A 12,095-nucleotide genomic window follows, 5' to 3' on the forward strand; every position below is an offset into this window, starting at 1 on the left:
GCACCCGGATCAGCGGCGACGCCCGTACGGTCGTCCCGTCACCGTCCGAGCGGACGCCCGCACCCGAGGACGCCGCTCCCACCCGCGTCACCATCCCGTCCCTCGGCGTGGACAGCGCGCTCCTCCCGCTCGGCCTGAACGAGGACGGCACCGTCGAGGTGCCGCCCGCCGAGCAGGGCATGACCGCCGGCTGGTACACGGGCGGCCCGGCGCCGGGGGAGCGCGGCCCCGCGGTGATCATCGGGCACAACGACACGCGGTTCGGCAAGGCCGTCTTCCACGACCTGCGCAAACTCCGCAAGGGCGCGGACATCACGGTCCGCAACTCTGCCGACAAGACGGTCCACTTCACCGTCACGTCCACCGAGACCGTCAGCAAGAAGACGTTCCCGACGCGGAAGGTCTACGGCGCCACGAACAGCCGCGCCCTGCGCCTGATCACCTGCGACGGGGCGTTCGACGCGCAGGGGCACCCGGTGGACAACCTGATCGTGTACGCCGAGCTGACGACACCGAACGGGTAAGGGAAACGGTAGGTCAGCGGAACGGCCGGAAGAACGCCCGCAGCTCCTCCGCGTACAGCTCGGGCTCCTCGAACGCCGCGAAGTGGCCGCCGCGCTCGGGTTCGGTGCAGCGGACGAGGTTCGTGGTGCGCTCCAGCCAGGCGCGCGGCGGGCGGACGACGTCGCCCTGGAACAGCGAGAACCCGGACGGCACCTCCACCACACGGGTGCGCTGGGCGAGGTCGATCGCGGCGTTCGCGTGGTAGGACCGCATCGACGAACCGATCGTGCCCGTCAGCCAGTAGAGCGTGACGTTGGTGAGGATCTCGTCCTTGGTGAAGCGCTCGATGCCGCCGTCGCTCCAGGCGTTCATCTTCTCGACGATCCACGCGGCGAGTCCGGCGGGGGAGTCGGTCAGCCCGACGGCGGCGGTCTGGGGCTTCGTGCTGTGCATGGCCGCGTAGGCGCCCTCGCGCGCGCCCCACGCCTTGACCTCGTCGAACCAGGCGCGCTCCTCGGGCGTCAGCTCGGCCGGGTCGCCGGTGAAGGCGGGCAGCCCGCCGTCCGTGCGGTGGACGGCCACGACCCGGTCGGGGTGGTCGAGCGCGAGGTAGCGGCTGACGTGGCTGCCCAGGTCGCCGCCGCAGGCGCCGAACCGCTCGTAGCCGAGTACGGACATCAGCTCGGCCCACAGTCCGGCGACCGCGATCGTGTCGAGCGGCGCCCCGGCGGGGCGGTCGGAGTAGCCGAAGCCCGGGTTGTCGGGCACGACCACGTCGAACGCGTCGGCGGGGTCGGCGCCGTGCGCCCCCGGGTCGGTGAGCAGCGGGATGACCTTCGAGTAGCGCCAGAAGGAGTCCGGCCAGCCGTGGCTGAGGACCAGCGGCAGAGCCGGGCGGTCGCAGCCGACCGCGCGGGCGTGTACGTAGTGGATGCCCAGGCCGCCGAGCCGCACGCGGTAGTGCGGCAGCCGCGCCAGCGCCTCCTCCTGGGCCGCCCAGTCGAAGCCGTCCGCCCAGTAGGCGACGAGTTCCCGGAGGAAATCGACGTCGGTGCCGAGCGACCACCCGGCGCCCTCGGGCGCGTCCGGCCACTTCGTGGCGCGCAGCCGTGCGCGCAGATCCGCGAGGGCGGCGGGCTCGGCCTTGGGCGTGAAGCGTTCCGGGCGGGGCTGCGTCTCCGACATGTCCCGCATGCTAACTCGGCTGCTCGCAGCGGTGGTTGTGGCCCGCGCGCAGGCGACAACCACCGTGCGCCGCTCAGCGCACGGTCAGCCGGACCAGCCGCGCCCCGGGCCGCACGGCCCCGGTGACCTTGAACGCGACATAGCGCGCGGTGCCCGTCGTGGCGAGGCGGTGCGTGCGGCCGTGCCCCGTGACGTCGCCCGCCTGCTGGTAGGCGAGGCCGTCGCGGCTCAGCTCGCCCCGTCCGGTGGGCGCGTTGCCGGTGGTCCACTCGGCCTCGACCGTGCGCACCGCTCGCTCCGCCCCCAGGTCGACGACGAGGCGGCCGTCCGGGCCCGGGGTCCACGCCGTGTGCGGGTCACCGTCGACGGCCGCCGCCGGGTCCGACATGCCCGGGGGCAGCGGGCTCGTCGGGAAGGTGTTCCGGCCGAGGGCGAGGTCGTCGTGCGGGTAAGCGGCGACGCCGTGCAGGGTGACCGTCGTCGTCCGGCCCGCGCGCACCGTCGCCACCGTGGCACGGCCCTGCCCCTCGACGCGGAGGTGGCAGGAGGGGCCGGACAGGCGCAGGGTCGCGCCGTCGACGACCTCCACCCGCAGCCCCGTGGGCAGCGCCCGCCCGGTGAGCGGCGACAGGGTGAAGCGCGGAGCCAGCAGAGCGGCCGACGCGGCGTCGAGCACGGCCTCGTACGTGATGCCGTCGCGCGTCACCTTCTGCACGCCCTCGAAGACCGCGCGGCGCGCCCCGCTCTGCACGACGGTGACCTGGGCGGTCACGGCGTCGCCCGAGAGATTGAACAGGCTGAGATACGTGTCGGTGAGTGCGGCGCGCACGGTGTCGGTGTCCGTCATGGGCGCCGCCTGGCGGGCCAGGGCGCGCAGCTCACTCGGTGACGTGTCGGGGAGGCCCTCGACCACGAGCGGTGCCGCCGGGCCGTCCGCCAGGACGATCGTGTCGCCGTAGACGGACAGCGGGAGGTCACCGCGTACGACGAGACCGGCCCGGCCGTCGATGTCGAGCCAGCCGCCGCGGCTGCTCGCCGTCGGGGTCGGCCAGGACACGAGGTCGTCCCAGTGCTCGCCGTCGAGCGAGCCCTGGAGGAGGTAGGCGCGGCCGGCGGCGGCCTCCCAGCGCAGGGTCACGTGGTCGATCTCCTGGGCGGCGCCGAGGTCGACCGCCCACCAGCTGTCGGCGCGGGCGCGGTCGGCCCTGGAGACGGCCCAGCGGCTCACCGCGTCGCCGTCCACCGCGAGCGCGGCGCCCTTGCCCGAGTCGGCGGAGGACGCCGTCGCCGTGCGGCCGCGCGCGAGGTCCGTGCCGTCCGCCCCGTGCCGGACCTCGACGGCGTACAGCGAGTACCCGTACGCCGGGTCGGGGCGCACGCCGAGCATGCGGACGTGCCGTACCTCGGTGGCGGCGAAGGCCAGTTCGTCGACGCGCCCGGAGGCGGCCGGGGCGGCGAGCGTGGCGTCCTGCGCCCGGACGGTGCTCTGTCCCTCCTCGTAGCGGTAGGTGCGGGCGCCGTCGAGGCCCGCGACGCCCGGCATCGTGAGGTTGTGGACCTCCAGGTGGCCCTCCCCGGGGGCGGTGCCGTCCGTCGCGTAGACCACGGCGCCCGTCGGCAGCGTCGTGAAACCGGCGAAACCGGTCGCGAGGCGCAGCAGCGTCGCGCTGCCGTCGAAGCCGTCGCGCACGGACTCGTACAGGCGCACCGTCCGCGTCGTGACCTTCGCGCCGGTCGAGGGCAGGAACATCGGGGTGCCGCCGCTCAGCCTGAACAGCCAGTCGTCGTGGGCGGGCTGCCAGGCGAACTTCACGAAGCCGGGCTTGGTGACCGCGCCCGCCCACGCCGCGCGCGTCTGGTGCGAGACGAGGCCGGGTCCGGTGCCGAAGTCGGTGACGCCCGAGGCGTGTGCGAACAGTTCGGTGCGGGACAGGGGCCGCACCTGGCGGCCCGCGGCGGCGGCCCACACGTGCAGCAGGTAGCTGATGGCGAGTTCGGCGCGCGCCTCGGGCTCGTACTTGGGCTCGCCGGAGAACTTCGCCAGGCGGTACTCCGGCGGGTACTTCTGGTACGCCTCCAGGCGTGCGGCCAGCTCCTCCTCGGCGCGGGCCGCCGCCCGGTCGCCGGTCACCCGGGCGAGGAACGTCAGCGGGATGACGTCGCGGCCGTAGAGGTGCTCGCGGTCGTTGACCATGGGCATCAGCGGCTCGCCCGCGTCGCTCATGACGCCGAGGAGGGTGCGCCAGAGCGGGGCGGCGTTGGGCTGCTCGGTGAGGACCTCGGGCAGCGGCTGCCCGGCCGCGAGGAAGTGCGCGGCGTTCCGGCCCGAGGTGCGCCACAGCTCCTCCTGGTAGTGGGGGCCGAACGAGCCGTGGTTCTCGACGATGAACGTGTCGTACAGGTTGCGGGCGGTGTTGTGGGAGACGGGGACGCCGTCCACGCGCGCGGGGTTGGCGAGGTCGGCGGGCGGCAGTCCGGCTTCGTTGCGCGACCAGGTGCCGTACGCGGCGGCCCAGTCCGGGCGTCTGCGGTCGTCCGGGGCCCAGGCCAGGGCGGGGGCGAGCGTCTGCGCGTACAGGCCCATCTCTTCGAGCTTGGTGTCGCCGACATGGCCGCCCGAAAGGCCGTTCGGCGTCCAGTCGCCGGAGGCGGGGTCGTCGCCGGTGCCGAGCGACACCGTGTAGGCGGCCTGCTCGCGGGTGATGGTGTCGACGGCGTCGCGGGTCGCGGCGTCGAGGTCGGCCCAGAGCAGCCGCGCGGCGAGGACGAAGTACGACTGGAACGTGGTGTCGAAGAAGAGCTTGCGGCCCCACTGCGTCCCGCCCGTGAGCCGGTTCGAGGCGGCGAAGTGGCGCAATGTCGCGAGGGTGCGCCGCTTCAGCGTGTCGCGGTCGACTCCGGCGCGGTCGCTGTCGTACGTGCCGTGGGTGAGCAGGACGGCGTTGCCGAGCACCACGGCGAACCCGAAGTCCTTGTCCGTGTAGTAGCCCTTGGCCTCGTCCCACTGGGTCTCGGACCAGCGCGTGTGGGTGAGCAGCACACGGTGGTAGGTGGCCGCGACGGCGTCGGGCGGTGTGCCGGGACGGCCGTCGGTGGAGGCCGTGGACGCGGAGGCGGGAGAGGCGCCGAGCACGGCGGGCAGGGCGGTCGCGGTGCCGGTGGCGGCGCCGATGAGCTGGAGGAACCGTCGGCGGTCGACCTGGCGGGGTAGGTGCGGCACGTGCGCGGCCTTTCTGCGGAGACAGCGTGGACAACGTTGTCAGGGAGGAAGTGCCGCACATTCTTCGTCGCCGGGGTGAAGCGCGTCAACGGGTGTGACAGGGCCCGTTCGGTCCGGACACGGACCGCGCCGGGCTGCTCGGTGCGAGCAGCCCGGCGCGCGGTCGGCCAGGTGAGAGCGGGCGGGGGTCAGCGTGCCGTGCGCCGGCCCGTCACCAGACGGTAGATCACCAGGACGATCACCGAGCCGATGATCGCCGCGATCCACGTGGAGAGGTGGAAGAAGCCGTTGATGGAGTGGACCCCGAAGATGACCTTGCCCAGCCAGCCGCCGAGCAGACCGCCGACGATGCCGATCAGCATGGTGACGAGGCACCCGCCCGGGTCCTTGCCCGGCATGAGTGCCTTGGCGATCGCTCCCGCGATGAGGCCGATGAGGATCCAGGCGATGATGCCCACGATGAGGTCCTTCCGTGTCGTCCGTGTTCGTGCTTGTCGTTCGTATCGTGAATCGCGATAAGCCGCCCGACGAGCTGATCAGCTCCGGCATCGGTTCTTATGTCCCCATCGGCTCGTCGTACACAGGACGAAAGTCCCCGGCTTCGAGGGACACCCCTCCGCGCGCGGCGGAGAAGTTGCCGGGCCAATACGCCCGACATAATTTTGCGGCGGGACGACTTTCAGGGCTGACGGCCAAATGCGGCACCCGGCACAGGGAGACAAAGCCTGATGGTGAAAGGCTCTCCGCACGAAACACGCAGGTCCAGCGCAGCGACGGACCGCATGGTGCGCACCCTTTTGCGGCGCCGCAAGAAAGCGCTCAGCGCCGCGGACGTCACCGTGTCGGACCGCCCGGCGGTGCGCCGCGCCGTGACGGCCGCCGCGCTCGGCAACACCATGGAGTGGTTCGATTTCGGGGTCTACGCCTATTTGGCGGGCACCATCGGAAAAGTCTTCTTCCCCTCCAGCTCGCCGGGCGCCCAGGTGGTCTCCACGTTCGCCACCTTCGCCGCGGCATTTCTCGTCCGGCCGCTCGGCGGCCTCGTCTTCGGACCGCTCGGCGACCGCATCGGCCGCCAGCGGGTCCTCGCCGCCACCATGATCATGATGGCGGTCAGCACCTTCGCGGTCGGCTGCCTGCCGACGTACTCCGCGATCGGCTTCGCCGCCCCGCTGCTGCTCCTCCTGTGCCGGCTGGTGCAGGGCTTCTCCACCGGCGGCGAGTACGCGGGCGCCACCACCTACATCGCCGAGTACGCGCCCGACCAGCGGCGCGGCTTCCTCGGGAGCTGGCTCGACTTCGGCACCTTCGTCGGCTACTCGCTCGGCTCGGGCCTCGTCACCGTCCTGACCCTGACCCTGGGCTCCGACGGCCTGGAGAGCTGGGGCTGGCGCATCCCCTTCTTCATCGCGGGGCCGCTCGGCCTCATCGGCCTGTACATGCGGATGAAGCTGGAGGAGACACCCGCGTTCCAGCAGGAGGCGGCCCATGCCGCGTCGGCGCGGGAGGACGGCGACGGGACCGACCCCGTCGAGGCGGCCCGGCAGTCCGGCAAGGGCCGCCTGCGGGAGATCTTCACCCAGCACTGGCAGGCCGTGCTCATCTGCATGGGCCTCGTGCTGCTCTACAACGTCACGAACTACATGGTGACGTCGTATCTGCCGACCTACATGACGGTGACGCTGGGCGAGAGCGACACCACGGCGCAGCTCCTCGTCCTCGGCACCATGCTGCTCGTCGTGCTCACCATCACCGCCGTCGGCCGCAGTTCGGACCGGTGGGGCAGACGGCCCCTGTTCATGGGCGGCAGCATCGCGATGATCGTCCTCGCCCTGCCCGCGTTCATCCTCATCAGGGAGGGCGGCATCCTCTCGCCCGCCTTCGGCTGCGTGCTCCTCGGACTGCTCCTGGTCGTCTTCGCCGGGACCTCGGCGTCCACCCTGCCCGCGCTGTTCCCGACCCGGCTGCGCTACGGCGCCCTGTCCATCGCCTTCAACATCTCGGTCTCCGTGTTCGGCGGCACCACCCCGCTGTTCGCCTCGTTCCTCGTGGACACGACCGGGAACACGCTGGTGCCCGCGTACTACCTGATGGTGGCCGGCGCGGTCGGGCTCGTCTCCACGTTCTTCCTGCACGAGACTGCGGGCCGGCCGCTGCGCGGCTCCGGGCCGATGGTCGAGACCGCCGCCGAGGCCCGCGCGCTCGTGGCCCGCAGCCGCACCGAGGCCGGGCGCCACGCCCGCGACGTCTGGCTCCGCGTACGCCACCCGCTCGGCGGCCGGAACCGCGCCAAGAAGCCCGACGGCAAGGGATGAGGAGGCGCGGCCCCGCGGCGGGCCCGTCTCATCCGGCTTTTAGCGGGCACACGGTGGGGACCCTCGAAAAGACCTAGGAGCCATGACGATGGACGATTCCTCCCTGCGCGCCGTGGGGTGGGCCCGGTCGCTGCCGCTGAGCAGCGGCGTGAAGGCGGCCCGGGACTGGACCCGGGACCATCTGCGCGCACTGGGCTGGCTGGACGACGCGCCCGACACGGTGGACGCGGTCCTGCTCACCGTATCGGAGCTCGTCACCAACGCGCACGTGCACGCCAAGAGCACCGCCCTGCTCGTCCTGACCTGGGACGGCGACTGCCTGCACGTCACCGTGCACGACTCCTCGCCGAAGCCGCCCCGGCGGCGGGACCCGGACGACGACGCCCTCGGCGGCCGGGGCATGCTCCTGATCGACGCGCTGGCGGAGACCTGGGAGGCGCACCCGTGCCCCCGCGGCAAGGACGTCACCGCCTGCTTCCGCCCCGACTACGTGGCCTGACCGGCACGGAGCCAGGCCACGTCGCCGGTCAGATCCCGTCGCCGGTCAGGATCCGGTCCGGCGTCAGGGGCAGCTCCCGGAACCGGACGCCGGTGGCGTGGTGCACGGCGTTGCCGATGGCCGCGGCCGTGCCCACGATGCCGATCTCCCCGATCCCCTTGCTGCCCATCGGGTTGATGTGCGGATCGTCCTCGTCGATCCAGTGCGCCTCGATCGCGGGGACGTCGGCGTGCGCGGGCACGTGGTACGAGGCCAGGTCGCACTCGGTGAAGTCGCCGAACGCCGGGTCCATGGTGCTGCCCTCGGTCAGGGCCATGCCCAGGCCCATCACCATGGCGCCGACGAACTGGGAGCGGGCGGTGCGCGGGTTGAGGATGTGCCCGGCCGCGTACACGCCGAGCAGACGGCGGACCCGCACCTCACCGGAGACCGTGTCGACGGACACCTCCGCGAAGTGGGCGCCGAAGGAGTGCCGGGCGTAGTCGCTGTCCGCGTCCGCCGTGCCCGCGGTGTCGGCCGTGACGCCGATGCCCTCCGGCGGCAACGGCTCCCCTCGCCGCCGGGCCAGGGTCTCCGCCAGCCGCTTGCCCGCCTCGTGGACGGCCCAGCCCCAGGACGCCGTGCCCGAGGAGCCGCCCGCCAGCGGCGCGTCCGGCAGATCGCTGTCCCCGATCGCGATGCGGATCCGCTCCAGGGGGACGCCGAGCGCGTCGGCCGCGATCTGCGCGAGGACCGTACGGGCGCCCGTGCCGATGTCCGTGGCGTTGACCTTGATGTCGAAGCCGCCGTCCGGGTGGGCGTGGGCGCTCGCGCGGCTCGGGGAGGCCATCACCGGGTACGTCGCGGCGGCCACGCCCGTACCGATCAGCAAGGCTCCTTCGCGCCGTGAGCGGGGTTGCGGGTCGCGCTGGGACCACTGGAAGCGCCGGGCGCCCTCGCGCAGGCACTCGGCCAGGTGGCGGCTGCTGAAGGGCTTGCCGCTGTCCGGCTCGGTGTCGGTGTCGTTGCGCAGGCGCAGCTCGACCGGGTCCATGCCGAGCGCCGAGGCGAGTTCGTCCATCGCGGACTCCAGCGCGTACATGCCCGGCGCCTCGCCGGGGGCGCGCATCCAGGACGGGCTGGGCACGTCGAGCGGCACCACGCGCTGGGTGGTCCTGGCGTGCGGCGAGGGGTGGATGACCCGGGTCGGGGCGGTGGCCGTCTCGGGGAACTCCTTGATGCGGGAGGTGTGGGAGGTCACCTCGTGGATCACGGAGGTCAGCGTCCCGTCGGCCTCGGCGGCGAGCCGCAGCCGGTGCAGGGTGGGGGAGCGGTGGCCGACCACGGCGGGCAGATGGCGCCGGTGCAGGGCGAGTTTGACGGGCCGTCCGGTCACCTTGGCCGCCATCGCGGCGAGCACCGGCTGCGGCCGGGGCGTCCCCTTGGAGCCGAAGCCGCCCCCGACGTGGTCGGAGACCACCGTGACCCGCTCCTTGTCCAGGGTGAACAGATCGGCGAGGGTGTCGCGCACCTTGGTGGCGCCCTGGCTGGAGTCGTGCACGGTCAGCCGCCCGTCCTGCCAGACGGCGGTCGCGGCGTGCGGCTCCATGGGGTGGTTGTGCAGCGGCGGCACCCGGTACGCGACGTCGACGCGGAACGGCGCGGCGGCGAACGCGTTGTCGGCCTCGCCGCGCAGATGCTCGCCCGATGTGCCGTCCGTGTCCTCCGGCACGTACGCGTCGGGGTGATCGGCGCGCAGCTCCACGTCGTGCGGCTCCTCGGCGTAGGAGACCCGCACGGCGGCGGCCGCCTCCCGCGCGCCCTCCAGGGTGTCGGCGACGGCCAGGGCCACGAACCAGCCCCAGTGGGGGACCCGCGCATCCTGGAGCAGATGGAGCGTCGCGTCCTCCGGCTCGGTCAGGCGCGGCGCGTTCTCGTGCGTGAGGACGGTGATGACGCCGGGCAGCGCGAGCGCCGCCGAGGCGTCGACCGACGTGATGGTGCCGCGCGCGACCGTGGCGGGGACGGGCCAGGCGTGGACGCAGCCCGGAGGGGTGTGTTCGGCGGCGTAGCGGGCGGTGCCCGTCACCTTCGCGGGTCCCTCCCTGCGCCCGGCGGGCGTACCGAGTGCGCTGACCGTGTCCGGCATGATGCCTCTTTCTTCTCGGAACCTGTTCAGGCGGCGGTGCCCGCCAGGCGGCGCAGCACGTCGCAGGCGAGGTTGCGGGCGAGCGGCACCTTGAAGCCGTTGTCCCGCAGGGGCTGGGCGGCGGCGAGTTCGAGGTCGACGGCGCCGCGGAACGCCTCGTCCGTGGCGGGCCCGCCACGCAGCGCCTCCTCGGCGCGCACGGCCCGCCAGGGCCGGTGCGCGAGCCCGCCGAACGCGAGCCGGACGTCGTGGATCACCGCGTCGCGCACGTCGAGCGCCACGGCGACGGAGGCGAGCGCGAAGGCGTACGAGGCCCGGTCGCGGGCCTTGCGGTACAGGGAGGGCAGTCCGGCCGACCCGGCGGGCAGCAGCACACCGGTGATCAGCTCGCCGGGCTCGATCACCGTGTCGCGCTCGGGCTCGTCTCCGGGCAGCCGGTGGAACTCCGTCACCGGCACGGAGCGCGGCCCCGCGCCGCCGCGCAGCTCCACCCGGGCGTCGAGCGCGGCGAGCGCCACCGCCATGTCGGAGGGGTGCGTCGCGATGCACTGCGGCGAGTGGCCGAGGACGGCGTGGTCGCGGTGGACACCGTCGCGCGCGCCGCACCCCGTCCCCGGCTCCCGCTTGTTGCACGGCTTCGCCGTGTCCTGGAAGTACGGGCAGCGGGTGCGCTGGAGCAGGTTGCCGCCGGTCGTCGCCATGTTCCGCAACTGGCCCGACGCACCCGCGAGCAGGGCCTGGGACAGCAGCGGGAAGCGGTCACGGACCAGGGGGTGCGCGGCGAGGTCGCTGTTGGGCACGGTCGCGCCGACACGCAGCGACCCGTCGGACAGCTCCTCGACGAAGTCCAGCGGAAGATCGGTGACGGAGATCAGGTTCCCCGGCTGTTCCACACCGAGCTTCATCAGGTCGACGAGGTTGGTGCCGCCGCCCAGATAGCGGGCTCCGGGCCGGCCCGCGTGGGCCGCGGTGGCCTCCTCGACCGTGCGGGCGCGTACGTACGCGAAGGGCTTCACCGGATCACGTCCTCGACGGCTTCGACGATGTGCGGGTAGGCGCCGCACCGGCACAGGTTGCCGCTGAGCCGCTCACGGATCTCCTCCCGCGTCAGCTCCACGGGCCCGCCGGTGGCGGCGCCGGGCGGGGTGACGTGGGAGGGGTGGCCCGCCGCGGCCTCCGCGAGGGCGCCGACGGCGGAGCAGAGCTGGCCAGGCGTGCAGTAGCCGCACTGGAAGGCGTCCCGCTCCAGGAACGCCTCCTGCAAGGGGTGCCGTTCGTCGTCGGCGGAGCCGCGCAGGCCCTCCACCGTCGTGATCTCGGCGCCGTCGTGGGCGACGGCGAGGAGCAGACAGCTGTTCGCGCGCCGCCCGTCGACCAGGACCGTGCAGGCGCCGCACTGGCCGTGGTCGCAGCCCTTCTTGGCGCCGACGAGGCCGAGGTGCTCGCGCAGGGCGTCGAGGACGGTCGTGCGGTGGTCGAGCGGGAGGCGGTACGGGCTCCCGTTGACCGTCAGGGACACTTCCGAACGGAAGGCGTCGGTGGGCATGGTGGCCTGCTCCTCGGGGTGGCGCGTCGGCTGGGCTGCACTGGGGTGCACGTGGCGTGTACCCAGCCTGGGCCAGGTGTCGCCGCGCGGCATGTCGGCGGGTGCGTCCGGCGGTGTCCTCACGGGTGACCGGCGGCGATGTCGACCGTGTCCCGCAGGGAGAGCGCGGGCCCCCGGACCGTCTCCGACACCCGCGTGCGGCTCGGGTCCAGGACGAACGCCACGTGGTCGCCCGTGTCGAACGTGGCGTGCACCGACCCCGCGAACCAGGCGAGCGCGTCGCCGAGGACGGGCGCCCCGCCCGGCCCCTCGCTCCAGTCGAGACCGGCGAACTTGTCGTGCCGGGCGCCGCACAGCGCCCCGAACCGCTCCGCGAGGTGCCGCTGGTCCCGGCCGAGCAGGTGCACGGCCAGCGTGTCCGCCGTCCGGGCGAGCAGGTAGGTGTGGTTCACCTTGGACAGCCACACCGCGAACCGCGCCGGCTCCATCGAGCACTGTCCGGCGAACCCGACCAGGCAGCCCGCCCGCTGACCGTCGGCGGCGGTGGTGACGACGTGGACCGGCGAGTCCACCACGAGGTCGGTGAAGGCGTCGAAGTCAGTCATGGGCCTCTTGTGGCCGGAAGGGGGACGTGTATGCGGCTCTCCCGCCGTTCGGATCGGGTTCGCAGGGTTGATCGTCGGGCGGCCTGGATAGCC

Annotated in this window: 10 protein-coding genes; 3 read left to right on the plus strand and 7 right to left on the minus strand. The window is 73.3% G+C overall.

From position 1 onward, the window contains the following. The first annotated feature begins 8 nt into the window (after window positions 1–8). Window positions 9–524, plus strand: a complete 516-nt coding sequence (locus tag ABZ877_RS35525; protein ID WP_361080101.1) for a class F sortase — start codon at window positions 9–11, stop codon at window positions 522–524. Between the two features lie 13 nt (window positions 525–537). On the opposite strand, the gene ABZ877_RS35530 is transcribed toward ABZ877_RS35525, so the two are convergent. The 3 genes from ABZ877_RS35530 to ABZ877_RS35540 all read right to left on the minus strand — a co-directional run bounded on the left by ABZ877_RS35530 (window position 538) and on the right by ABZ877_RS35540 (window position 5,367). Next, complete coding sequence (locus tag ABZ877_RS35530) at window positions 538–1,689, minus strand: epoxide hydrolase family protein (RefSeq protein ID WP_361079966.1); 1,152 nt, start codon at window positions 1,687–1,689, stop codon at window positions 538–540. 73 nt (window positions 1,690–1,762) lie between these two features. Further along, a complete protein-coding gene (locus ABZ877_RS35535) occupies window positions 1,763–4,909 on the minus strand; it encodes a discoidin domain-containing protein (RefSeq protein WP_361079968.1) in 3,147 nt (1,048 codons plus the stop codon). 188 nt (window positions 4,910–5,097) lie between these two features. Then, complete coding sequence (locus ABZ877_RS35540) at window positions 5,098–5,367, minus strand: GlsB/YeaQ/YmgE family stress response membrane protein (RefSeq protein WP_361079970.1); 270 nt, start codon at window positions 5,365–5,367, stop codon at window positions 5,098–5,100. A 324-nt stretch (window positions 5,368–5,691) separates the two neighbouring features. On the opposite strand from ABZ877_RS35540, the gene proP reads away from it, so the two are divergent. Both proP and ABZ877_RS35550 read left to right on the plus strand, forming a co-directional pair. Continuing rightward, entirely contained in the window at window positions 5,692–7,224 is a 1,533-nt protein-coding gene (gene proP / locus ABZ877_RS35545) for a glycine betaine/L-proline transporter ProP (protein ID WP_361079972.1), read from the plus strand. Between the two features lie 88 nt (window positions 7,225–7,312). Beyond that, window positions 7,313–7,723 (plus strand): ATP-binding protein, encoded by a 411-nt coding sequence (locus ABZ877_RS35550; RefSeq protein ID WP_361079974.1) that lies wholly within the window; start codon window positions 7,313–7,315, stop codon window positions 7,721–7,723. A gap of 28 nt (window positions 7,724–7,751) precedes the next feature. Here ABZ877_RS35550 and ABZ877_RS35555 read toward each other — a convergent pair whose 3' ends face one another. The 4 genes from ABZ877_RS35555 to ABZ877_RS35570 all read right to left on the minus strand — a co-directional run bounded on the left by ABZ877_RS35555 (window position 7,752) and on the right by ABZ877_RS35570 (window position 12,002). Further along, on the minus strand, window positions 7,752–9,851 hold the full coding sequence (locus tag ABZ877_RS35555; RefSeq protein WP_361079976.1) for a xanthine dehydrogenase family protein molybdopterin-binding subunit: 2,100 nt from the start codon (window positions 9,849–9,851) through the stop codon (window positions 7,752–7,754). 26 nt (window positions 9,852–9,877) lie between these two features. Then, the gene (locus ABZ877_RS35560) at window positions 9,878–10,867 is read right to left on the minus strand and encodes a xanthine dehydrogenase family protein subunit M (protein ID WP_361079978.1); all 990 of its coding nucleotides are present in this window, start codon (window positions 10,865–10,867) and stop codon (window positions 9,878–9,880) included. Continuing rightward, window positions 10,864–11,397 (minus strand): 2Fe-2S iron-sulfur cluster-binding protein, encoded by a 534-nt coding sequence (locus ABZ877_RS35565; protein WP_361079980.1) that lies wholly within the window; start codon window positions 11,395–11,397, stop codon window positions 10,864–10,866. Before ABZ877_RS35565 ends, ABZ877_RS35560 begins: the two co-directional genes overlap by 4 nt. Before the next feature lie 119 nt (window positions 11,398–11,516). Beyond that, window positions 11,517–12,002 (minus strand): flavin reductase family protein, encoded by a 486-nt coding sequence (locus ABZ877_RS35570; protein ID WP_361079982.1) that lies wholly within the window; start codon window positions 12,000–12,002, stop codon window positions 11,517–11,519. Window positions 12,003–12,095 lie beyond the last annotated feature (93 nt).

The organism is Streptomyces sp. NPDC046939 (assembly GCF_040644575.1).
Classification (GTDB): domain Bacteria; phylum Actinomycetota; class Actinomycetes; order Streptomycetales; family Streptomycetaceae; genus Streptomyces.

Coding starts and splice junctions, on each gene's coding strand:
- ABZ877_RS35530 (WP_361079966.1), bottom strand. CDS start 1,689: ATGTCGGAGACGCAGCCCCGCCCGGAACGCTTCACGCCCAAGGCCGAG.
- proP (WP_361079972.1), top strand. CDS start 5,692: ATGGTGCGCACCCTTTTGCGGCGCCGCAAGAAAGCGCTCAGCGCCGCG.
- ABZ877_RS35550 (WP_361079974.1), top strand. CDS start 7,313: ATGGACGATTCCTCCCTGCGCGCCGTGGGGTGGGCCCGGTCGCTGCCG.
- ABZ877_RS35555 (WP_361079976.1), bottom strand. CDS start 9,851: ATGCCGGACACGGTCAGCGCACTCGGTACGCCCGCCGGGCGCAGGGAG.
- ABZ877_RS35565 (WP_361079980.1), bottom strand. CDS start 11,397: ATGCCCACCGACGCCTTCCGTTCGGAAGTGTCCCTGACGGTCAACGGG.
- ABZ877_RS35570 (WP_361079982.1), bottom strand. CDS start 12,002: ATGACTGACTTCGACGCCTTCACCGACCTCGTGGTGGACTCGCCGGTC.